At 75.4% G+C, this 24,099-nt stretch carries 9 protein-coding genes; 7 read left to right on the forward strand and 2 right to left on the reverse strand.

Features of this window, described 5'->3' with window-relative positions; translation table 11 throughout:
- Positions 1-2: 2 nt before the first annotated feature.
- Positions 3-452 (forward strand): nucleotide triphosphate diphosphatase NUDT15, encoded by a 450-nt coding sequence (locus ABD330_RS07630; protein ID WP_344462166.1) that lies wholly within the window; start codon positions 3-5, stop codon positions 450-452.
- A 39-nt stretch (positions 453-491) separates the two neighbouring features.
- Here ABD330_RS07630 and ABD330_RS07635 read toward each other — a convergent pair whose 3' ends face one another.
- The gene (locus ABD330_RS07635; RefSeq protein WP_344462168.1) at positions 492-1,826 is read right to left on the reverse strand and encodes a salicylate synthase; all 1,335 of its coding nucleotides are present in this window, start codon (positions 1,824-1,826) and stop codon (positions 492-494) included.
- A 10-nt stretch (positions 1,827-1,836) separates the two neighbouring features.
- On the reverse strand, positions 1,837-3,615 hold the full coding sequence (locus ABD330_RS07640) for a (2,3-dihydroxybenzoyl)adenylate synthase (RefSeq protein WP_344462170.1): 1,779 nt from the start codon (positions 3,613-3,615) through the stop codon (positions 1,837-1,839).
- Between the two features lie 322 nt (positions 3,616-3,937).
- Between ABD330_RS07640 and ABD330_RS07645 the strand changes: the two genes are divergently transcribed.
- Genes ABD330_RS07645 through ABD330_RS07670 form a run of 6 tightly spaced genes read left to right on the forward strand, consistent with a single transcriptional unit; the run spans position 3,938 to position 24,087 of the window.
- Entirely contained in the window at positions 3,938-14,830 is a 10,893-nt protein-coding gene (locus tag ABD330_RS07645) for an amino acid adenylation domain-containing protein (RefSeq protein ID WP_344462172.1), read from the forward strand.
- Positions 14,827-20,316, forward strand: a complete 5,490-nt coding sequence (locus ABD330_RS07650) for a non-ribosomal peptide synthetase (protein ID WP_344462174.1) — start codon at positions 14,827-14,829, stop codon at positions 20,314-20,316. Before ABD330_RS07645 ends, ABD330_RS07650 begins: the two co-directional genes overlap by 4 nt.
- Complete coding sequence (locus ABD330_RS07655) at positions 20,313-21,437, forward strand: saccharopine dehydrogenase NADP-binding domain-containing protein (protein ID WP_344462176.1); 1,125 nt, start codon at positions 20,313-20,315, stop codon at positions 21,435-21,437. The genes ABD330_RS07650 and ABD330_RS07655 overlap by 4 nt, the downstream gene beginning before the upstream one ends.
- Positions 21,434-22,582: a Gfo/Idh/MocA family oxidoreductase gene (locus ABD330_RS07660; protein WP_344462178.1), complete on the forward strand. Its 1,149-nt coding sequence runs from the start codon at positions 21,434-21,436 to the stop codon at positions 22,580-22,582. Before ABD330_RS07655 ends, ABD330_RS07660 begins: the two co-directional genes overlap by 4 nt.
- Complete coding sequence (locus tag ABD330_RS07665) at positions 22,579-23,328, forward strand: thioesterase II family protein (protein WP_344462180.1); 750 nt, start codon at positions 22,579-22,581, stop codon at positions 23,326-23,328. Before ABD330_RS07660 ends, ABD330_RS07665 begins: the two co-directional genes overlap by 4 nt.
- A gap of 42 nt (positions 23,329-23,370) precedes the next feature.
- Positions 23,371-24,087, forward strand: a complete 717-nt coding sequence (locus ABD330_RS07670; protein WP_344462182.1) for a class I SAM-dependent methyltransferase — start codon at positions 23,371-23,373, stop codon at positions 24,085-24,087.
- Positions 24,088-24,099 lie beyond the last annotated feature (12 nt).

The raw sequence follows: 24,099 nt of genomic DNA on the forward strand, positions 1-24,099 counted from the left end.
CGATGGCACCCGTGCTCGGCGCCGGCGTGATCGTGCCCACCACCGACGGACGGGTGCTCCTCGGCCGGCGGATCACCGCGGGTGAGACGCCGAGCTGGGGGCTGCCCGGCGGCAAGGTGGACCAGCCGGGCGAGTCCTTCGAGCAGGCCGCGGCACGCGAGCTCGCCGAGGAGACCGGGCTGGTGGTGCCCGCCGGACGGATGCGGGTGCTCGCCGTCCTGCTCGACCACCAGCTCGGCCGGCCCCGGCTGACCGCCGCCGTGCTCGCCCCGCCGACGGACGCCCCGGCCGAGGTCACCGAGCCGCACAGCTGTGCGGGGTGGCAGCGCTTCGCGCTCGACGCGCTGCCGGAACCGATGTTCTATCCGTCCGGGCTGGTGCTCGGGTGCTGGCTGCCCGACTACCGGCCGGCGGCCGAGGGCGCCTACCGCTACGCGGTCGTGGGTCACTGACCTGGCGCCCCTGGGGCGGTGGGGGTGAGCGCCGGGGAATCAGGGGGTAGGGGCCGGGATCAGGTAGGTGGCGATGCTGCGCAGCTTTTCGCAGGTCTCCTCCAGTTCGCGTTCCGGGGTGGACTGGCGGACGATCCCGGCGCCGGCGCGGAGCCAGACCTGTCCGGCCTGTTGGTAGACGGCGCGCAGGACCAGGGCCGCGTCCAGCTCGCCGTCGTGGTCGACGGCGAGCACCGCGCCGCCGTACATCTCGCGCGGTACCGGCTCGTACGCGCGGACGGCCGCCAGGGCGGCGGACTTGGGGATGCCCGAGACGGTGATCGCGGGGAACAGCGCCGCGAACGCGTCCCAGTTGCGCAGGCCGGGGGCGAGCAGGCCGGAGAGCCGGGAGGCCAGGTGCTGGACGGTGCCGCGCTCCCGGACGGCCATGTGCTCCTCGACCGTGACGGTGCCGGGCTCGCAGACCGTGCCGAGTTCCTCGTACGCGGCCGTCACCGAGATCTGGTGTTCGTGGATCTCCTTCGCGTCGGCGAGCAGCTCCTCGCGCAGGCGGTGGTTCTCGGCGGCGGAGGCGGTGAGCGCCCGGGTACCGGCCAGCGGCTGGGTCCGCACCAGCCCGGCGGCCGTGACCGACACCACCAGCTCCGGGCTGAAGCCGGCCGCGCGCAGGCCGCCGAGGTTGAGCAGGAAGGAGCGGGCGGGCGTGTTGTGGCGGCGGCCGTGGACGAAGGTGGCGACCAGGTCGATCGCGGCCGGCACCGGCACGACCCGGCTGAGCACGACCTTCTCGAACGCGCCCGCGCCGATCTCGTCGACCGCCGCCGCGACCGACTTCAGGTACTGGTCGGCGCCGACGCCCAGGTCCAGACCCGCGATGCCGCGCTGCCCGCTGACCCGCTCCGGCGCCGGTCCGGCGAGCAGCGCGGCGAGCCGGTCGGGCCCGTCCGGGCCGGTGGTCCGCAGCAGCGCGCGGCCGGCGGTGATCCGTACCTCCTCGCGCGGGACGACCAGGTGCAGGAGCGGTGCGGCCCCGGCGGCCGGGGGGCGTCCCGCCTGGGCCTCGGCGAGTTCGAACCCGGCCCAGCCGTACGCACGCCAGCGGCGTACCGGCAGCGCTTCGAGCAGGTCGGCGACGACGTCCAACGGCCGGCGGGTCCACGGGATGCTGCGCCGGTCGGTGCCGCAGGTGTAGTGGACCTGCCGCCGGTCGACGGTGATCTCCGCCAGCGCGCCCGCGCAGAAGTGCCAGGTCGCGCCCTGCTCGTGGACGACGTGGCTGTCGTCCCGGTGCAGCGCGGCCAGCCGCGCGACCGTGAGCAGCGGGTCGTGCGGGGCGTCGACCTCGGTCTCGGCGTAGTGCTGACGCTGACTCATGGCGTTCTCCTCACTCGGGACAGAGCCTGGACGGCTCTCGGGCCGACCGCGCGGCGCGGTCGGCGGGCTCTGCCGCGGCCAGGGGCGCGGCCAGTGCGCGCTTGTCGACCTTGCCCGCGCCGGTGCGCGGGAGGGCGGCCACCAGCTCCACCCGGTCGGGCAGCTTGTGGGCGGCCAGCCCCCTGGCCCGCAGGAATGCGGCCAGCTCGGCCCGGCCGGGCGTACCCGCCCGGGGTACCACGAACGCGCAACTGCGTTCGCCCAGCTGCGCGTCGGGCACGCCGACCAGTGCGACCTGGGCTACCAGGGGGTGGGCCAGCAGGTGGTCCTCGACCTCGGCGGCCGGCACCTTCTCACCGCCCCGGTTGATGACGTCCTTGACCCGCCCCTCGACCACCAGGTGGCCGGTGGGGGTGATCCGCACCAGGTCGCCCGTCCGGTAGTAGCCGTCCGCGGTGAAGGCGGTGGCGTCGGTCTCGGGCGCCCGGTAGTAGCCCCGGACGGTGTACGGACCACGGGTCAGGAGCTGCCCCACCTCGCCGGGCCGGACCTCGCGGCCGGCGGCGTCGACCACCCGGAGTTCGTCCCCGGCGGAGAGCGGACGGCCCTGGGTGGACAGCACGGTCTCGTCGGGATCCTCGGGCCGGGTGAAGCAGAGCAGGCCCTCGGCCATCCCGAACACCTGCTGGAGGCGGCAGCCGAGCCCGGGCCGCACCCGCTCCGCCGCCGCCCGGCCCAGCCGGGCGCCGCCGACCTGGAGCAGCGCGAGGCTCGACAGGTCGGCGCCCGTCCACTCGGCCTCGGCCAGCCAGAGCGCCAGCAGCGGCGGGGTGAGCGCGGACACCGTCACCCGTTCGCGCTCGATCAGCGCGAAGGCCCGGTCGGGCCCGGCGTCCGGGGCCAGCACGACGGTGCCGCCGGCCGACAGCGTCCCGAGGACTCCCGGGCAGCCGAGGGCGAAGTTGTGCGCCGCCGGCAGCGCGGCCAGGTAGACGCTCCGGTCGTCCAGCCCGCAGAGCCGGGCGCTGGCCCGCAGGTTGTAGGCGTAGTCCCGGTGGGTCCGGGGGATCAGCTTCGCGGCGCCGGTCGTCCCGCCGGAGAGCAGGAGCAGTGCGACGGCCGCCGGGTCGGGACGGGCGGGTGCGGGCGGCGTTCCGCCGGACGGCAATGCGCGGTGGCGGCCGCCGTCCAGCAGGGTGAATGCCTCGTCCGGTGCGCTTTCCGCCGCCGCACCGGATGTCCCGGCGGATGTCCGGGTGAGCAGGACGTGCCGCAGCCCGGGATTGTCGGTGCGTACGGCCTCGGCGAGGGCCGTGTAATCGAAACCGGAGTCGGCCTCGTGCCCTCTTCCGGGGATTGTGTAGCCGACCGCTCCGGTCATCCTACACAGCTGGTCGATCTCATTCTTCCGGTGCGTCGGAAGCGCGAGCACCGGGACGGCTCCCATTCGAAAAAATGCAAAGAGAACAAGTACGAATTCCGTGCAGTTGGGCAGCTGCACCACGACCCGGTCACCGGCGGCGATCCCCAGCAGCGCGAGCCGGCCGGCCAGCCGGTCGGCGGCCGCGTCCAGCTCGCCGTAGTCCGTGACCCGCCCGTCCGCCACCAGCGCGGGCCGGGCGGGCCGCCGTCGGGCGTGGGTGCGCAACAGGTCGCCGAGCGTCTCGGGCCGCCAGAATCCGGCCTCGCAGTAGCGTTCCACCAGGTCGTCCGGGTAGCGCACGTGCCCGTCCGGGTGCCGGAGCCCGCCCCCGCCCGGGGCCGCCGACGGCTGTGGCAGCGCGGTCACCGGCCCGCTCCGCCGCCGGCCGGCCGGTCGGCCAGGGCGACAGGCCGCACCCTGGGAGGACGTCGGAATACCCGTCCGCAGCTGGATTTCATCAGAATAATCCGAATCTCCTATGAGTCACCCGCCGTGCGATTCCAACCCGCCCGGCCGCCCCGATGTCGCCACACTTTAGCGCCACCTGGCATTCGCTCCCACCATCGCTACGGCTTTGCCGGAGCCGGGAGAGTTGGTGTATTAGTTTCAGGACGCACAATCTGCGGACAATCATCGACCTGAAGCAGCGCACCACCGTCCGAGCGGCGGCCATGGGGAGGGGCGAGGGATGCTTTCACCGGAACAGGGTATTTCGTCAACCGGGAGCGACACGGAGTCATCCGTCCGCGAATCAGTTGCGCGGGACGGAATCAGGAATACCGTCGCCGATATGCTCGGCTGCGACCCGCAGGACCTCGCGGACCACGACGATCTGGCCGAGCACGGCATGGACTCGATCCGGATGATGGACCTGGCCGGGCGGTTCCGCCGGCAGGGGGTCCCCGTCACCTTCCCCGATCTGGCACGCCGTCCGACCGTCGCGGCCTGGTCGGCGCTGGCCGGCGCCCGGCTCCCGGAGGCCCGGCCACCCGCCGCAACGGCCTCCGCGGACACACACCCCCACCACGCGCACCCCGGTCACGTCCTGCCCGCGACGCCCGCCGCCGAGGTGGACGGCGCCGCGCCCTTCCCGCTGACGCCCGTCCAGCACGCCTACTGGGTCGGCCGGCGCGACGACCAGGTGCTCGGCGGGGTGGGCTGCCACGCCTACTTCGAGTTCGACGGATCGCGGGTCGACCCCGGCCGGCTGGAGCACGCCGTACGGCGGGTGATCTCCCGGCACGGCATGCTGCGGGCCCGGTTCCTGGCGGACGGCAGGCAGCAGGTGATGCCCGTCGGCGGGTGGCCCGGCCTGGTCGTGCACGACCTCCGCGAGGAGCCCGGGGAGCGGGTCGCGGCCCGGCTGGCCGCCGTCCGCGAGTCGCTGTCGCACCATCGGACGGACGTGGCGCGCGGCGAGGTGCTCGACCTCGAACTGAGCCTGCTGCCGGGTACGGCCACCCGGATCCACCTGGGCATCGACCTGCTCGTCGCGGACGTCGAGAGCATCCGGATCCTGCTGGCCGACCTCGCCCGGGCCTACCTGGACCCCGACGCACCTCACCCCGCCGCACCGGACGCCGCCACACCGGAGTTCGGCTTCCCGCACTACCTCGCCGACCGTGCGGCCCGGCGCGCCGGGGCACGCGAGCGGGCCCGGGAGTACTGGCAGGATTGGCTGGCCGGCCTGCCGGACGGGCCCGCCCTGCCGCTCGCCACCGATCCGGCCCTGCTCGGTGCTCCCCGCTTCACCCGGCGCCGGCACCGTCTGGAACCGGCCGAGTGGCAGCGCTTCGCCCGCCGCGCCCGCGAGGGCGGCACCACGCCCGCGATGGCGCTGGCCACCGCGTACGCCGAGGTGCTCGCGGCCTGGAGCGAGAGCCCGCGCTTCCTGCTGAACCTGCCGCTGTTCGACCGCGAGGCCGTCCATCCCGCCGTCCCCGGCATGGTCGCCGACTTCACCGACCTGCTGCTGCTGGACCTGGACCTGTCGGGCGAGGCCGGCTTCGCCGACCGGGCCCGCGCGGTGCAGGACGGCTTCCGGGAGGCCGCCGCCCACTGCGCGTACTCCGGCGTGGAGGTGCTCCGCGACCTGGCCCGCACGCATCCGGGCGGGCCAGGTCGCGCACCCGTGGTGTTCGCCTGCACGCTGGGCAGCGAGCTCGTCGGCGAGGAGTTCCGCTCCACCCTGGGCGAGTTGGGGTGGATGATCTCGCAGACCCCGCAGGTCTGGCTGGACCACCAGGTGTACGAGTCGCGGGGCGGCGTCGACCTCTGCTGGGACTCCGCCGACGACCTGTTCCCGCCCGGCCTCCTCGACGACATGTTCGGGGCCTACCGGGAGTTGGCCGACCGGCTGTCGGCGCCGGACGCCGACTGGGCGGTGCCCGCCCGCCCGCCGCTCCCCCGGCGGCAGCGCGCCGTCCGCGACCGGGCCAACTCCACCGCCGGGCCGCTCACCGGGCGCGGCCTGCACCAGGAGTTCTTCCGGCACGCGGCGAGCCGCCCGGACCGCCCCGCGCTGCTGTGGGGCGACGGATCGGCGCTGAGCTACGGCGAGTTGGCCCGGCAGGCGCTCGGGGTGGCCGGGCTGCTGCGGTCGCGCGGGCTGCGGTCGGGCGAGCCGGTGGCCGTCTCGCTGCCCAGGGGCGCCGGCCAGGTCGCCGCCGTGCTTGGGGTGCTGGCCGCCGGGGGCGCGTACGTACCCGTGGGCACCGACCAGCCCGCGCGTCGGCGTGAGCGCATCCTGCGGCGCGCGGACGTCCGGCTGCTGCTGACCGACGCCGGGCACGCGGCCGGTGCGGCGGGGCTGCCGCCGCAGGTGGCGGTGCTCGACATCGAGACGGCCTGCGAGCACCCGCCGCTCGCCGCCCCGGCCGAGGCGGGCGGCGGGGCCCCGGCCTACGTGATCTTCACCTCCGGCACCACCGGCGAGCCGAAGGGGGTGATGGTGGCCCACGGCGCGGCGTCCAACACCGTGGACGACGTCAACGAGCGGTTCGCCGTCGGCCCGGCCGACCGGGTGCTCGGGGTGTCCGCGCTCGACTTCGACCTGTCCGTCTACGACGTGTTCGGCCCGCTGTCGGCCGGCGGCGCGCTGGTGCTGGTGGCCGAGGACCAGCGGCGCGATCCCGCCGCCTGGGCCGGGCTGATCGCCCGGCACGGGGTGACGGTCTGGAACTCCGTCCCGGTCCTGCTGGACATGCTGCTGACCGGGCCGGCGGCCCTGCCGCGGCTGCGGCTGGCCCTGGTCTCCGGCGACTGGATCGGGCTCGACCTGCCCGGGCGGCTGGCCCGGCAGGCCGGACCGGCCTGCCGGTTCGCCGCCCTCGGCGGTGCGACCGAGGCCGCGATCTGGTCGAACCTGTTCGAGGTCACCGACGTCCCCCCGGGCTGGACGTCCATCCCGTACGGCGCCCCCCTGCGTAACCAGTGCCTGCGCGTGGTCGGCCCGGCCGGGCACGACTGCCCGGACTGGACGCCCGGCGAGCTGTGGATCGGCGGCGCCGGGGTGGCCCTCGGCTACCTCGGCGACCCCGCGCTCACCCGGGACCGGTTCGTCGACTCCGCGGGAGGGCGCTGGTACCGGACGGGGGACCGCGCGCGCTACTGGCCGGACGGCACCGTGGAGTTCCTGGGCCGGCGCGACCAGCAGGTCAAGATCCGTGGCGTCCGGACCGAACCGGGCGAGATCGAGGCCGCGCTCGGGGCCCACCCGTCGGTCGGCCGCTGCGTGGTCGCCGCCGTCGGCCCGGACCGGGCCAGGCGGCTGGTGGCCGTCGCGACCCCGGCGGCCCGTCCGTCGGCCGCAGCCCCGGCCCCCGACCCCGACCCCGACCCCGCTGCCGGCACCGGACCGGCGGCCGCGCTCCCGGCCGTGACCGGGGAGGAGGACGAAGCCCGGCTGGTCGAGTCCGTGCTCGCCCGGCTGCTGGTCGGCGAGGCGGGCGTGACCACCCGGCCCACCGCCCCCGCCGAACTGGCCCGCCGCTGGGGCGCGACGCCCGAGTGGCAGCCGTTGCTCGGGCTCTGGTCGGACTGGCTCACCACGCGCGGCGTGCTGAGCCGCGACCGGAACGGCTACGCGGCCGGGCCCCGGCTGGCCGAGGTGTGCCGCCGCCGCGCGGCGGACGACCCCGCCGACGGCCGGCTCGCGCCGGTCGCCGAGCGGCTCCGGCAGCGGGCCGAGGAGCTGGCCGCCGTGCTCAGGGGTGGCCTAGACCACCGCGTACTGCTCGACGACCCGGTGCTCGCCCCCGCCGCGCTCGCCGCCCGCGCCCCCGGCGCGGAGCAGGCGCTCGCCGCGCTGGCGGCGGCGCTGCCCGGGAGTCCCGGGCTGGAGATCGCCGTTCTCGGGGCGGGTGGCGGGTCCACCGTGCACCGGCTGCTCCGGTCGGCACCGGCCCACGGCCACCGCTACACACTGCTCGACGGCTCGGCCGCCCGGCTCGACGCAGCGGCCCGGCTGCTGGCCGGCCACCCGGGCGGGGTCGGCTGCCACCGCCTGGCGGGCGGGCTGCTGCCCGGCGGGTTGCTGGCCCGGTTCGACGTGGTGCTGGCCGACCAGGCGCTGCACGCCGAGGCCGACCCGGCCGAAGCCGCCCGCCTCGCCGCGCTGTTGCTCGTGCCCGGCGGTCTGCTGCTCGCAGTGGAACGCACCGAACTGCCGCCGCTCGCCCTGATCGCCGCGGCCGTACCGACCCGTGGCTTCACCGACCTCGACCCGGTCCGCCGTTCGCGCCGCAGCCCGCTGCTGCCGGTCGCCCGGTGGCACCCGCTGCTGGCCGCCCACGGCCTCGACCCGGCGACCGGCGGGGAGGCCCTGCCCGGCGGCCACGTCCTGCTGCGCGCCGTCAAGGCGCCGGACGCCGGGCTGCCCACGGACGCGGCCGTCCGGGAGTGGCTGGCGGCCCGGCTGCCCACCGCGATGCTGCCGGACCGGCTGTTCGGCGCCACCACGCTGCCGGTCACCGCCAACGGCAAGGTGGACCGCGCCGCCCTGCTCGCGGCACTGCCCCCCGAGGATCCGGCCGGCTCCGAGACCGAGGACGCGCCGCACGGCCCGGTGGAGACGGCGCTCGCCGCCGCCTGGTGCGAGGTGCTCGGCCTCCCCCGGGTCGGCCGCGGCCAGGGCTTCTTCACCCTCGGCGGCGACTCCCTGCTGGCCACCCGCCTGGTGGGCCGGCTGCGGGAGGCGGGGTTCGCGGTCGACCTGGCGGCGGTGTTCGCCACCCCGGTGCTGCGCGAACTCGCCGCCACCGTGACGCCCGTGGCGGCCCCGGCGGCCGGGGCGTCGGGCGTGACCGCCGACCACGCGCACCGCCATGACCCCTTCCCGCCCACCGACGTGCAGCGCGCCTACTGGACCGGCCGCGACGCCGGGCTGCCGCTCGGCGGCGTCGGAGCGCACTACTACCTGGAGTTCGACGGCCCGGACCTCGACCTCCCCCGGCTGGAGACCGCCTGGAACCTGCTGATCGCGCGGCACGAGATGCTGCGCGCGGTCTTCGACGAGGACGGCGGACAGCGGATCCTGCCCGAGGTGCCCGAGGTGACGATCCCCGTCGTCGAGGCCGCCGGGCCGGACGGGCTGCGCGCCGCCATGTCGCACCAACTGCGGGACCCGGCCGTGTGGCCGCTCCTCGACCTGCGGGCCGTGGTGTACCGGCGGGACGGCGAGCGCCGGGTGCGGCTCGGGCTGAGCCTGCCGAACATCGTGCTGGACGGCCGCAGCATGATGATCGTGCTGGCCGAACTCGCCGCGCTCCACCGGTCGCCGGACGCCGCCCTCCCACCGGTGGACGGCCTGTCCTTCCGTGACTACCTGCTCCAGGCCGGGCCCGGCGAGGCCGAACTCGCGGCCGCCGAGCGGTACTGGCGGTCCCGGCTCGCCGAGCTGCCGCCCGCCCCCCGGCTGCCGCTCGCCACCGACCCGGCCAAGGTCACCGCGCCGCGCTTCGCCCGCCGCTCGGGCCTGCTCCCGGCCTCGTCCTGGCAGCGCGTCACCGACCGGGCCCGGGCGTACGGGCTCACGCCGTCCGCCGTGCTGCTCGCCTGCTACGCCGAGGTGCTCGGGCGGTGGAGCACCCGCCGCGACCTGACCGTCAACCTGACGCTGTTCGACCGGCAGGAGGTGCACCCGGCGGTCGACGACATCGTCGGCGACTTCACCTCGCTGCTGCTCGTGGCCTACGAGCCGTCGCCCGGCGCCGGCTTCCTGGAGCGCGCCCGGGCCCTGCAACTGCGCCTGGGGCAGGATCTGGGCCACCGGGCCTGGTCGGCCGTACGGGTGGCGCGCGAGCTGGCCCGGGCCGAGGGCGTCGCCGACCGGGCGGTGCCGGTGGTCTTCACCAGCGCGCTGGGGACGCCGCGCGACCTGTCGCTGGACCTGTCCGACTGGCTGCTGCCCCGGGTGTGGGGCGTCTCGCAGACTCCGCAGACCTGGCTGGACAACCAGGTGTACGACTCGCCGCGCGGTCTGCACTACGACTGGGACGCGGTGGAGGAGCTGTTCCCGCCCGGCGTACTCGACGCGATGTTCACGGCCTACGGCCAACTCCTCGACTGGACCGTCGAATCCGACTGGAACACACCCGTCCCCGACCTCCTCCCGGCCGGCCAACGCGCCGTACGCACAGCAGTCAACGCCACCACCGCACCCATCCCCCAAGGCACCCTCCACGACGCGTTCTTCACCCACGCCGCCACCGACCCCGACCGCTGCGCCCTGCACTGGGAAACCGACGGCCGGATGAGCTACGGCCAACTCGCCGACCACGCCCTGCGCATCGCCGCCCTCCTACGGCACCAAGGCGTCGAACCGTCCGAACCCGTCGCCGTCACACTCCCCAAAGGCCCGGACCAACTCGCCGCCGTCCTCGGCATCCTGGCACTCGGCGCCGCCTACGTACCGATCGGCACCGACCAACCCGAACACCGCCGGCAACGCATGCTCACCACCGCCGGCATCCACCACACCCTCGACCAACAACTGCTCCAACAAGCAGCGGAATACGAACCACTCACCCGGCCGGCACCGGCACCCGGCAACACCCCCGCCTACATCATCTTCACCTCCGGCTCCACCGGCGAACCCAAAGGCGTCGAAGTCACCCACACCGCCGCCCTCAACACCATCCACGACATCAACAACCGCTGCACCCTCACCCCCCACGACCGCCTCCTCGCCCTCTCCGCCCTCGACTTCGACCTCTCCGTCTACGACATCTTCGGCCCCCTCACCGCAGGCGCCGCCATCGTCCTCATCCAAGAACACGAACGCCGCGACCCCGAACGCTGGCTGGACCTCATGACCCACCACCAGGTCACCCTCTGGAACAGCGTCCCCATGCTCCTCGACATGCTCCTCACCACCACCGAAACCACCAACCAAACCACCAACCAAACCACCACCGACCCCACCACCCGAACCCACCAACTACCCCCCTCACTCCGCCTCGCCCTCACCTCCGGCGACTGGGTCGGCACCGACCTCCACCCCCGCCTCACCACCCAACTCCCCCACTGCCGCCTCATCGCCCTCGGCGGCGCCACCGAAGCCGCCATCTGGTCCAACGCCTGGGAAACCACCCCCAACGACCCACCCTGGACCTCCGTCCCCTACGGCCACCCCCTCACCAACCAGCACTACCGCACCACCGACACCCACCACCACGACACCCCCGACTGGGTCCCCGGCGAACTCTGGATCAGCGGCACCGGACTCGCCACCGGCTACCGCAACGACCCCACCCGCACCACCGAAAAATTCATCCACCACCAAGGCACCCGCTGGTACCGCACCGGCGACCTCGGCCGCTACCACCCCGACGGCACCCTCGAATTCCTCGGCCGCACCGACCACCAACTCAAAATCAACGGCCACCGCATCGAACCCGGCGAAATCGAAACCACCCTCCACCACCACCCCACCATCCGACACGCCGTCGTCACGGCCGACGACAGCGGGCCCGGGCGGCGGCTGCTGGCCCACGTGGTGGCGGACGACGGCGGGACGGACGTCGACGAGCTACGCGCCTTCCTCGCCGAACGGCTGCCCCGGCACGCGGTACCGGCGGAGATCCTGCTGCTGGCCGCCCTGCCGCTGACCGCCAACGGCAAGGTCGACCGCGCCGCACTGGCCGCGGCCGCCCCGGCCACTCCGTCGGCCGCCGCCGGTGAACCGCCGCGCACCGCCGCCGAACGGCTGGTGGGCGAGGTGTGGTCCGAGGTGCTCGGCCGGCCGGACCCGGCCCGCGACAGCGACTTCTTCGCGCTGGGCGGCGACTCGCTGCTCGCCGCCAAGGTGGTGTCCCGGCTGCGCTCGGCGGGCGCGGGCGGCGCCCGGATCAGCGGCCTGTTCAGCACGCCGGTGCTGGCCGGGTTCGCCGCCGGGCTCTCGCTGGGGGCGCCGCCCGAGCAGCCGCCCGCGCCTGTCCTGGCCGTCCCGGCGGACCGGCACCTGCCGTTCGCCCCGACCGAGCTGCAACGCGCCTACTGGGTCGGCCGGTCGCCGTCGTTCACGCTCGGCGGCGTCGGCTCGTACTACTACTGCGAGTTCGACGGGACGGACCTGGACCCGGGCCGGCTGGAGACCGTCTGGAACCTGCTGATCGCGCGGCACGAGACGCTGCGCGCGGTCTTCGACCAGGACGGCAGCCAGCTGGTCCTGCCCGAGGTCCCCCGGCTGGTGATCCCGGTGGTGGACGCCCCCGGGGCGGCGGCGGACGCCGCACTGGCGGCGCTGCGGGCGCAGATGTCGCACCAGGTGCTGGACCCCTCGGTGTGGCCGCTGTTCGACGTCCGCGCCGTCCGGTACGGCCGGGGCCGTACCCGGGTGGGCATCGGGCTGGACTACCTGCTCGTCGACGGCCTCAGCATGATGGTCCTGTTCGCCGAACTCGACCTGCTGCTGCGCGACCCGGACGCCGAACTGCCGCCGATCGGGGTGTCGTTCCGCGACTACGCCTGCCAGGCCGGGCCGACGCCCGCCGAGCGGGACCGCTCGCTGAGCCACTGGCGGGAGCGACTGCCGGAGCTGCCGCCGCCGCCCGCGCTGCCGCTCGCGGTCGACCCGGCCGCCGTGGCGCGGCCGCGCTTCGTCCGCCGCGAGACCTGGCTCGGCCCGGACCGCTGGCAGGCGCTCCAGGCCCGCGCCCGGGACGCGGGGTGCACGCCGTCGGCGCTGCTGCTGGCCTGCTACGCGGAGGTGCTCGGGGTCTGGAGCACCCGCCGCGACCTGACCGTCGCACTCACCCTGTTCGACCGCCGGGCCGTCCACCCCGACATCGAGCGGGTGCTCGGCGACTTCACCTCACTGCTGCCGGTGGCGTACGAGCCCCGGCCCGGAGAGCCGTTCGGCGCCCGGGTGCGGCGCCTGAAGGAGCGGCTGGGCCGGGACCTGGACCACCGGGACGCCCCGGTCCTCGCCCTGCTGCGCGAGGCCGCCGGGCCGCAGGCGGTCGCCGAGGCGACCCTGCCGGTGGTGTTCACCAGCGCCCTCGGGGTGGCCGACGCACTCAGCGACGGCCTGCGACGGCCGGTCTGGAGCGTGTCGCAGACACCACAGGTCTGGCTGGACGAGCAGGTGATGGTGCGGGACGGCGGCCTGCTGATCACCTGGGACGCGGTGGAGGAGCTGTTCCCGCCCGGCGTACTCGACGCGATGTTCACGGCCTACGGCCAACTCCTCGACTGGACCGTCGAATCCGACTGGAACACACCCGTCCCCGACCTCCTCCCGGCCGGCCAACGCGCCGTACGCACAGCAGTCAACGCCACCACCGCACCCATCCCCCAAGGCACCCTCCACGACGCGTTCTTCACCCACGCCGCCACCGACCCCGACCGCTGCGCCCTGCACTGGGAAACCGACGGCCGGATGAGCTACGGCCAACTCGCCGACCACGCCCTGCGCATCGCCGCCCTCCTACGGCACCAAGGCGTCGAACCGTCCGAACCCGTCGCCGTCACACTCCCCAAAGGCCCGGACCAACTCGCCGCCGTCCTCGGCATCCTGGCACTCGGCGCCGCCTACGTACCGATCGGCACCGACCAACCCGAACACCGCCGGCAACGCATGCTCACCACCGCCGGCATCCACCACACCCTCGACCAACAACTGCTCCAACAAGCAGCGGAATACGAACCACTCACCCGGCCGGCACCGGCACCCGGCAACACCCCCGCCTACATCATCTTCACCTCCGGCTCCACCGGCGAACCCAAAGGCGTCGAAGTCACCCACACCGCCGCCCTCAACACCATCCACGACATCAACAACCGCTGCACCCTCACCCCCCACGACCGCCTCCTCGCCCTCTCCGCCCTCGACTTCGACCTCTCCGTCTACGACATCTTCGGCCCCCTCACCGCAGGCGCCGCCATCGTCCTCATCCAAGAACACGAACGCCGCGACCCCGAACGCTGGCTGGACCTCATGACCCACCACCAGGTCACCCTCTGGAACAGCGTCCCCATGCTCCTCGACATGCTCCTCACCACCACCGAAACCACCAACCAAACCACCAACCAAACCACCACCGACCCCACCACCCGAACCCACCAACTACCCCCCTCACTCCGCCTCGCCCTCACCTCCGGCGACTGGGTCGGCACCGACCTCCACCCCCGCCTCACCACCCAACTCCCCCACTGCCGCCTCATCGCCCTCGGCGGCGCCACCGAAGCCGCCATCTGGTCCAACGCCTGGGAAACCACCCCCAACGACCCACCCTGGACCTCCGTCCCCTACGGCCACCCCCTCACCAACCAGCACTACCGCACCACCGACACCCACCACCACGACACCCCCGACTGGGTCCCCGGCGAACTCTGGATCAGCGGCACCGGACTCGCCACCGGCTACCGCAACGACCCCACCCGCACCACCGAAAAATTCATCCACCACCAAGGCACCCGCTGGTACCGCACCGGCGACCTCGGCCGCTACCACCCCGACGGCACCCTCGAATTCCTCGGCCGCACCGACCACCAACTCAAAATCAACGGCCACCGCATCGAACCCGGCGAAATCGAAACCACCCTCCACCACCACCCCACCATCCGACACGCCGTCGTGATTCCGGTGGGCGAACGCGGCAGCCGCCGCCTGCACGCCTTCGTGGCCACCGGCGGCGCGGCCCTGGACACGGCCGAACTCCAGGACTACCTGGCCGACCGGCTGCCGCCGTACGCGCGCCCGTCCGGCCTGACCGTGCTCGACGCGCTGCCGCTGTCGGCCAACGGCAAGGTGGACCGCGCCGCGCTCAGGCCGCCGGCCGAGCCGGCCGGCGGGCCGGCGGGCGTCGAGGCGCCGCGCGGACCGGTGGAGTCCGCGCTCGCCGAACTGTGGAGCGGCCTGCTGGGGCGGGCCGCCGTACCGCGCGACGCGACCTTCTTCGCCCTCGGCGGCGACAGCCTGCTGGCGACCCGGCTGGTCCAGCGGCTGCGCGACCGGTTCGGCTGCGAGATGTCCCTACGCCAACTACTCAGCGAGCCGACGATCGCCGGGCTCGCGACGCTCATCGAGCGCCAGCACCCCGGCACCGAGGCCGAAGACACGGAGGACGGCACACTGTGACGGTAGTCGAGCTCATCGGCGAACTTGAGAACATCGGCGTACGGCTGTGGGAGGAGGACGGCCTACTGCGCTACCGCGCGCCCCGCCACGTGATGACGGAGGAGCGGCTCGCGCGCCTGCGGCAGCACAAGCCCGCCGTGCTCGAAGAGTTGCGGCGCAGCGCGGCCGCCCCGCAGCTCACGGCCGACCCGGCGGCCCGGTACGAGCCCTTCCCGCTCACCGACGTCCAGTCCTCGTACCTGCTCGGGCGCAGCGGCGCCTACGAGTACGGGGGCGTCGGCTGCCAGGCGTACCTGGAGGTGCGGTTCCCCGCCTTCGATCCGCAGCGAGTGGGCGCGGCCTGGCGGCAGTTGATCGCCCGGCACGACGCGCTGCGGACGGTCGTCCACCCCGACGGCCACCAGCAGGTGCTGGCCGAGGTACCGGAGCTGCCGGTGCCGGTCGCCGATCTGCGGGCCGCCTCCCCGGCCGCCCGGGAGCAGGCCGTCGAGCGGACCCGGGCCGAACTCGCCACCCGTGACTACGAGTCCGACCGGTGGCCGCTGCACGAGCTGCGGGTGACCCGGACCGACCGGGACCTGCTGGTCCATCTCTCGATCGACCTGCTGATCTGTGACTACGCCAGTGTCCAGCTGCTGCTGGGCGAGTTGGAGCTGCTCTGTCTGCGCCCGGGCGCCGCCCCGCCCGAGCCGTCCGTCCGCTACCGGGACTACCTGGCGGCCGAACGGCGGCTGCGCGAGAGCTCGTTCGAGCGCGACCGCGCGTACTGGTGGAGCCGGCTGGAGGAGGACGGCCCCGACGCACTGGCGCCCGCGCCCGCGCTGCCGGTCCGTACGCGCGGTGCGGGGCGGGGCACGCCGTGCTTCGAGCGCTTGCAGGCCCGGCTGGACGGGCCCGGGTGGCAGGACCTGCGCCGGCGGGCGGCCGCGCACCGGGTGACACCGACCGTCGCGCTGCTCACCGCCTACGCGGAGGTGGTCGGCCGGTGGAGCGGCAGCTCCCGGTTCACACTGGACCTGCCGATGTTCCACCGGCTGCCATTGCACCCCGAAGTCGGGTCCCTGGTCGGTGACTTCACCTCGGTCGAGCTGCTGACGGTGGACCGGTCGGCGGGCGGCTCGTTCGCCGAGCGCGCGGCGGCCGTCCAGGCGCGGCTGTGGCAGGACCTGGACCACCCGATGTGCTCGGGCGTCGAGGTGCTGCGCGAGCTCGGCCGTCGGCGCGGCCAGGAGGCCGCGCTGATGCCGGTGGTGTTCACCAGCACCGTGGGCCTCGGCGACGGAGCGGCCGGGGACGCCCCCCGGCTGCACGAGGGCGAGATCGTGCTCGGCTCCAGCCGCACCCCGCACGTGTGGATCGACTGCCAGGTGATGGAGCACCGGGACGACCTGCTGCTGGGCTGGGACGTCCGGCGGGACGTCTTCCCCGACGGCCTGGCCGAGGAGGCCTTCGCCGCCTTCGAGGCGGCCGTCCGGCGGCTGGCCGCCGAGGACCGGGCCTGGACGGCTCCCTCCCTGGTGGAGCTGCCGGCCGCCCAGCGCGCCCGGCGCGAGCGGGCCAACCGGACGGCGCGGCCACTGCCGGACGCCCTGCTGCACGCGGGGGTGGTCGCGCAGGCGCTCGCCACCCCGGACCGGACGGCCGTCCTCGCGGGTACCGTCGAACTGACGTACCGTCAATTGCTCGACCAGGCCGTCGTGGTGGCCGAGGCCCTGGCCGCCGAGGGCGACCGGGCGGGCCTGTTGGTCGGCGTGGTCATGGACAAGGGCTGGGAGCAGGTGGCCGCCGTGCTCGGCACGCTGCTGGCCGGGGCCGCCTACCTGCCGGTCGACACCGACCAGCCCGCCGCCCGCCGGGACGCGATGCTGGCCGACGCCGGGGTGCGGACGGTGCTCACCCAGCCCTGGCTGGCGGCCGGCCTGCCGGCGGGCCTGCGGGTGCTGGCCGTCGACGGGACCCGGACGACGCCGGCGGGCCCGGTGCCGCAGCCCGCGACCGCGCCGGACGACCTGGCCTACGTGATCTACACCTCGGGCTCGACCGGCGCGCCCAAGGGCGTGATGGTCAGCCACCGGGCCGCGCTCAACACCGTCCAGGACGTCAACGACCGGCACGCCGTCGGCCCGGACGACCGGGTGCTCGGCCTGGCCGCCCTCGGCTTCGACCTCTCGGTGTACGACCTCTTCGGGCCGCTCTCCCGGGGCGGCTGCCTGGTGCTCCCCGAGGCCGGGCGGCGCGCCGACCCCGCGCACTGGGCCGAGCTGATCACCCGGCACGGCGTCACACTGTGGAACTCCGTCCCCGCCCAGCTGGAGATGCTGGACGACTACCTGGGCACGGACCGGGCGGCCGCGCCGTCCTCGCTGCGCCTCGCGCTGCTCTCCGGCGACTGGATCCCCGTCCCGCTGGCCGAGCGCTTCGGCCGCCGCCTGCCGGGCTGCGCACTGGTCGGCCTCGGCGGCGCGACCGAGGCGGCGATCTGGTCGATCGCCCACCCGATCGACCCGCAGCGCACGAGCGGACCCAGCGTCCCGTACGGCAGGCCGCTGGCCAACCAGGGCTGGCACGTGCTCGACGCCGAGCTGCTGGACAGCCCCGAACACGTACCGGGCGAGCTGTACATCACCGGCGCCGGGCTGGCCCTCGGCTACCTCGGGGACGCGGCCAGGACCGCCGAGCGGTTCCGTACCCACCCCCGCAGCGGCGAGCGGATGTACCGCACCGGCGACCTGGGGCGCTACCTCCCGGACGGCGGGATCGAGCTGCTCGGCCGGATCGACGACCAGGTGAAGATCCGGGGCCACCGGGTCGAGCCGGCCGAACTCGCGGCGGCCGTCGAGGCGCACCCGGCGGTGGCGTCGGCGGTGGCGCTGAGCACCGGTGACGATCCGGCCCGGCGGCGGCTGGCGGCCTTCGCGACCACCGTGCGCGCGGACCGGCCGGCCGACGAGACCGCGCCCGCCGTGGTCCGCGCGGCCGCGGCGGCCGCGGCCGAGGCCGGAGCGGCCGTCGACCGGGAGCCGCTCGCCCGGTTCCTGGCGCTGACGGACGAGGTCGCACTCGCCGCCATCGCCCGGACGCTGCGCGCCGCCGGGCTGTTCGCCGGCCCGGAGGCCGCGCACACCGCGCCGGAGGCCGCGGCCGCGCTCGGCGCGCACGCCCGGCACACCCGGGCCGTCCGCCGCTGGCTGCGCGCGCTCACCCGCGCGGGCCGGCTGCGGCACGACCCCGCCACCGGCCGCTGGACCGGCCTGCCCGCGACGGACCCGGTGGACCCGGAGCAGGGCTGGCGGCAGGTCGAGGAGCTGGGGCGCCGGCTCGACTACGGACCCGACCTGCTGCGCCTGGTGCGGACCAGCAGCGAGCACCTGCCTGAGCTGCTGCGCGGCGAGGAGGACCCGCTGGAGCTGCTCTTCCCGCAGGGCAACCTGGACGTCGCCGAGGCCGCGTACCGGGACAACCTGGTCAGCCGCACGCTGAACCGGGTCGCCGTCGCCGGGCTGCGCGAGCTGGCCGCCGGCCACCCGCACCCCGGTCCGCTGCGGATCCTGGAGGTCGGCGCGGGCGTCGGCGGCACCAGCACCGACCTGATCCCGGCGCTCGCCGGGTCCGAGGTGGACTACCTGTTCACCGACGTCTCGACGTTCTTCCTGGGCGAGGCCCGCAGGCGCTTCGAGCCGTACCCGTGGGTGCGCTACGGGCTGTTCGACCTCAACGCCGACGCCGCCGGGCAGGGCCTGGCCGCGAACGGCTTCGACGTCGTACTGTGCGCCAACGTCCTGCACAACGCCAAGGACGCCGGGACGGCGCTGCGCCGGCTGCGCGAGCTGCTGGCGCCGGGCGGGTGGCTGGTGTTCATGGAGGCCACCGTGGAGCGCCATCCGTTGCTGGTGTCGATGGAGTTCGTCGACGGCCTGAGCGGCGGGTTCGGCGACCTGCGGGAGGCTGCCGACCAGACCTTCCTGACCCACCCCCAGTGGACCGGTCTGCTCGCGGAGGCCGGGGCGGACCTCAGGTTCTGCTTCCCCGCGCCCGAGGACGTGCTCGCCCAGGCCGGGCAGCAGATCTTCTTCTCGCAGGTGAAGACCGACCGGGCCAGGCTGACCACGGACGAGCTGGCCGGGCACCTCGCCGGCCGGCTGCCCGAGCACCTGCTCCCCGCACACCTGGAGATCCTGGACGAGCTGCCGCTCACCCCCAACGGCAAGGTCGACCGCGCGCTGCTGCGCCGGCGGCTGCCCGAACCCGGCGAGCCCGGCCGGGCGGCGGCCGTCCCGGCGCAGCCCGCCGACGAGCTCGAACGCCGGATCGCCGCGCTCTGGGGCGAGGTGCTGGAGCGTCCCGGGGTCGGGCGCGAGGACGACTTCTTCCAACTCGGCGGCGACTCGCTGCTGGTGGCCCGGCTGGTCGGCCGGCTGCGGGAGAGCGAGCCGGCCGCCGCCGGGGTCGAGTGGGAGCAGCTGCTGCGGCAGATGCTCCAGCGCCCGACCGTGGCGGCGCTCGCGGGCTTCCTGCGCGGCGGGCCGGCCGCCGCTCCGCAGGCCGAACCGGACGGCCCGCCCGCACCGACCCGGCTGCTGGCCGGACGGACGGACGCCCCGACCACCGTCCTGGTGCACGACGGCACCGGCACCCTGCTGCCGTACCGGGCGCTGCTGGAGGAGTACCGGCGGCGCCCGGCGGCCGGGCCGGTGGTCGGCCTGGAGGCCGGCTCGCCGGGCCGCTACCTGGACTCCGACCCGGCGCTGCTGATCGGCCGCCTCGGCGGGGAGTACGCCCGGCTGCTGCTGGCCGACGGCGGGCGGCGCTTCCACGTGGTCGGCTACTGCATGGGCGGGCTGATCGCCACCGAGGTGGCCAGGGCGCTCGCCGAGAGCGGCGCGGAGGTCGAACGGCTGACGGTGATCAGCTGCTACCGGCCGGCCTTCGAGGTGCACGAGGACCTGCTCGCCGAGTACACCTTCGCGCTCTCGCTCGGCGTGGACCCGGCCGCGGTCGGCTTCCCGGCGGACGGCGTGGCGCTGGGCCGGGCGATCGAGGCCGTGCTCGCGGACACCCCCGGCCGGCTCGGCGCCGGGGCGCTGGCCGCCCTGGACGGCGATTCGGCCGAGGTCGCCGCGGCCTTCCGCGCGCTGGCCGGACGCGACCCGGCGGACCGGCTGGCGGCCGTCGCGCGGGCCGCCGAAGCGGCGGCCGCGGGGCCGCTGGACCACGCCCGGCTCGCCCGGCAGTACCGGATCTTCCGGCACAGCCTGTTCGCGGTCACCCGCTACCGGCCGGACCCGTACGCCGGTGACATCACCTTCCTGCGGCACACCGGGACGTACGGCTTCCTGCCCGGCCTCCAGCAGGACATGGGCGCGTACTGGCAGCGCGTCTGCCTGGGCGAGCTCCAGGTCAGGGACATCGACGGCGACCACTTCGGGTGCATCGCCGGTCCGCGGGCGGCGGCCGTGCGCGGCCTGCTCGGCGGGGATGCCGCATGACGGGCCGGCGGCCGGTGGGCGTGCTCGGCGGGTCCGGTGTGGTCGGCCGGGCCGCGGCGGCCGCGCTGCGCGGTCTCGGCGTGGGGCCGCTGCGCCTCGGCGGGCGGCGGCCGGAGGCGGTGGCGGCGGCCGCGGCCGCCCTGCCGGGGGGCCCGGCGGAGGCGGTCGTGGTGGACCTGGCGGACGCCGGGAGCCTGGCGGCGTTCTGCGCGGGCTGTTCGACCGTGCTGAACTGCGCGGGGCCCTCGTACCAGGTGAAGGGGCGGGTCGCGCTGGCGGCGCTCGCCGCCGGGGCCGACTACGTGGACGTCGCGGGCGACGACCCGGCGTACGAGCAGCTGCGCGGCGCCGGCCTCGCGACGCTCGGGCGCAGCGCGGTGCTGTCGGCGGGCCTGCTGCCCGGCCTGTCGGGGCTGCTGCCCCGGTGGCTGGCCGGGCAGCGGCCCGGCGAGGGCGGGCGGCTGACGGTGTGGGCGGGCGGGCTGGAGCGGTGCAGCCGCACGGTGGCGGCCGATCTGGTGCTCTCGCTCGGCGGCGGTCCGGCGGAGCCGCCGTTCGGCGAGCCGCTGGCGGCCTGGCGCGACGGCCGCCGGGCCGGCCGGGCGCTGCGCGCCGAGGACGCGGCCCAACTGCCGTACTTCCCCGGCGAGGTGGCCCTTCAGCCGTACCTGAGCACCGAGGCCGAGCGGCTGGCCGTGGCGCTGGGTCTGGCCGGGCTCGACTGGTACAACGTGTTCCCGGGCCGGCGGGTCCGGGCCGTGCTGGCGTCCCTGGCCGGCGGCCGGGCCCCGCTCGACGACGCCGCCGGCCGGCTGGTCCGGGCCGCCGAGCTGGACCTGACCGGCCGCCGGCCGTACTACCGGATGGTGTTCGCGCTGGACTCCCCCGCCGGGGCGGTCACCGCCGTGCTCGGGACCGGCGACAGCTACCGGGTGACGGCCGCCGTGGGCGCGCTGGCGGTGGCCGCCACCCTGGCGGGCGAGGTTCCGGCCGGACTGCACTACGCGGCCGAGGTGCTCGACCCCGGCGCGGCCGTCCGGCGGATCGCCGCCACCCCGGGGGTCACCCTCGACGTGTCGTACGGCCCGGCCGAACTCACCGACGTGGTGGGCGCCCTGTGAACGCTCCGAGCGGGCGGGCGGTGACCGGGGCGCCGTCCGGACCGCTGCGGACCGTGGTCTGCGGGACGGTGTTCGGCCGGTTCTACCTGGAGGCGCTGCGGTCCTTCGAGCCGTCCTTCACGCTGACCGGCGTGCTGGCGGGCGGCAGTCCGCGCTCGCGGGCGAGCGCGGCCGAGTACGGAGTGCCGTACTACACCCGGGTCGAGGAGCTCCCGCCGGACACCCAGGCGGCCTGCGTGGTGGTCCGCTCGGCGGTGGCGGGCGGGGCCGGCGGCGAGCTGGCCCGGGCGCTGCTGGCCCGCGGGGTGCACGTGCTGCAGGAGCAGCCGGCCCATCCGGACGAGGTGGCGGGCTGCCTGCGGCTGGCCCGGGAGCACGGCGTGCAGTACCGGCTCAACTCGTTCTACCCGCACGTGGAGCCGGTGCGGCGCTTCCTGGCCGGCGCGCGGGCGCTGCGCGAGCTGCGGACCGTCCGGTACGTGGACGGCGCGTGTTCGAGCCAGGTGCTCCTCCCGCTGCTGGACATCCTCGGGCGGGCGCTCGGCGGGCTCGGCCCGTGGGCGTTCGCCGATCCTGCGCCGGTGGCCGAGGTCCGGGCCGCGACCGGCGTACCGGTGCCGTTCCGGCTGGTGCACGGGGTGATCGCCGGGGTGCCGCTCACCCTGCGGGTGCAGAACCAGCTCGACCCGGCCGACCCCGACAACCACGCGCACCTGCTGCACCGCGTCGCGCTCGGCACCGACGCGGGGACGCTCACGCTCGCCGACACCCACGGCCCGGTGCTGTGGACCCCGAGGCTGCACGTCGGCCGGGACGCGGACGGCCGGTTGGCACTGGACGGCCCCGGCACCGGGCATCTGGACCAGCCGACCAGCTCCCTGCTCGGCACCGGGCGGCCGGAGCCGTTCCGCCGGACCTTCGCCGAGCTCTGGCCCGCCGGGGTCCGCCGGGCGCTGGCGGAGCTGCGGGCGGCCGTGCTGGCCGGCGGGTCGGCTGACGCCCAGTACACCCTGACGGTGAGCCGGATGTGGCAGGACCTGACCACCCGGCTGGGCCGGCCCGAACTGATCAGCGGTACGCACGCACCGCCCGTCCACCCCTGCGAACTGACCGTGGAGCCCGACGTGACCTTGGAGCGCGTGTGACCGGCCGCTGGCTGCGCTGCTACCTGCCCCGCCCGGCCGCCACGCTGCGGCTGGTCTGCTTCCCGCACGCGGGCAGCGGCGCCGGCGCCTTCCGGGGCTGGCCCGGCCTGCTGCCGCCGTGGATCGAGCTGCTGGCCGTCCAGTACCCCGGGCGGGAGGACCGGTTCACCGAACCGCTGCTCACCGACCTGTCCGTGCTGGCCGACGCGCTCGCCGAGGAGCTCGCCGGGCCGGACGACCGGCCGCTCGCCCTGTTCGGCCACAGCATGGGCGCGGCCGTCGCGCACGAGGTGGCGCTGCGGTCGGCCGGGCACGGCCGGCCGGAGCCGGTCCATCTGGTCGTCTCCGCGCGCGAACCGGTCGAGCAGGTGGTCGCCGGGACGGTCCACCTGGGCGGCGACGCCGCCCTGCGGGCCGAGCTCGCCCGGCTCGGCGGCAGCAGCCGGCTGCTCTTCGAGGACGCCGAACTCTGGCAGCTGATGGCGCCGGTCATCCGGGCCGACTACCGGTTGATCGAGACCTACCGGCCGACCGCCGGACGTCTGCTCGGCTGCCCGGTGACCGCGTTCGCCGCCGAGGACGACCCGGAGCTGACACCCGGCCAGGCCGGCGGCTGGGCCCGCTCCACCACCGGCCCGTTCGAGCTCCGGACCTTTCCCGGCGACCACTTCTACCTGCTGCCGCACCGGGAGCGGGTGGCGGCGGTGCTCGCCGCCTGCCTGCTTCCGGCGACGGCCGCCCGCTGATCCCCCGCCCGCTTCTTGATGCCTTCACGTCTTCACGGAGGAATGCTCAGAGTGATCGACTACTACTCCCCCACCGCGGAGTTCTACGACCTGGTCGGCGTCCAGCGCTGGACGCAGAGCGACCCGCTGCTCGCTACGGCGCTCACCGGGACGGACACCGCCCACGGCCCCGTGCTCGACCTCGGCGCCGGCACCGGCCGCTCCACCGAGGTCATCGCGCGGGCCCTGCCCGAGGCCCGGGTGCTGGCCGTCGAGCCGTCGCCCGCGATGCGGGCCGCCCTGACCAGCCGGGTGGTCCGGGATGAGGAACTACGGCGCCGCGTCACGGTGGTGGCCTCCAGCGCGCAGGAGGTGGAGCTGCCGGAGCGGCTCTCGGCCGTGGTGATCTGCGGGGTGCTCGGCTACCTGGACCGGGCCGAACGCGCCGCGCTCTGGGGCCGGCTGCTCCCCCGGCTCCCCTCCGGCGCCCCGGTCGTGGTGGAGCTGATGGCCGTCAAGGTCCCGCAGCCCGTCGCCCCGATGCGGATCGCCCGCCAGCGGCTCGGCGAGCAGGAGTACGAGGCCTGGCTCTCGGGCGAGCCGTGCGGCCCGGACCGGATGCGGTGGTCCGCCACCTGGCGGGTGCTGCGCGACGGCGAGGCGGTGCGCGAGATCGACGTCACGCACGAGTGGTACACCTTCGGCCTGGAGGACCTGGCGGCCGAGACCGGGCTGACGGCCAAGCAGCTCACCCCCGAGCTGGGCGTCCTGCTGCGGTAGGCCCGCCCCGGG

The organism is Kitasatospora kazusensis, assembly GCF_039529945.1.
In the GTDB taxonomy this organism is placed as follows: domain Bacteria; phylum Actinomycetota; class Actinomycetes; order Streptomycetales; family Streptomycetaceae; genus Kitasatospora; species Kitasatospora kazusensis.

Excerpts from the sequence above, each read along its gene's own strand:
- ABD330_RS07645 (WP_344462172.1), top strand. The coding sequence starts at position 3,938 with ATGCTTTCACCGGAACAGGGTATTTCGTCAACCGGGAGCGACACGGAG.
- ABD330_RS07670 (WP_344462182.1), top strand. The coding sequence starts at position 23,371 with ATGCTCAGAGTGATCGACTACTACTCCCCCACCGCGGAGTTCTACGAC.
- ABD330_RS07655 (WP_344462176.1), top strand. The coding sequence starts at position 20,313 with ATGACGGGCCGGCGGCCGGTGGGCGTGCTCGGCGGGTCCGGTGTGGTC.
- ABD330_RS07630 (WP_344462166.1), top strand. The coding sequence starts at position 3 with ATGGCACCCGTGCTCGGCGCCGGCGTGATCGTGCCCACCACCGACGGA.
- ABD330_RS07635 (WP_344462168.1), bottom strand. The coding sequence starts at position 1,826 with ATGAGTCAGCGTCAGCACTACGCCGAGACCGAGGTCGACGCCCCGCAC.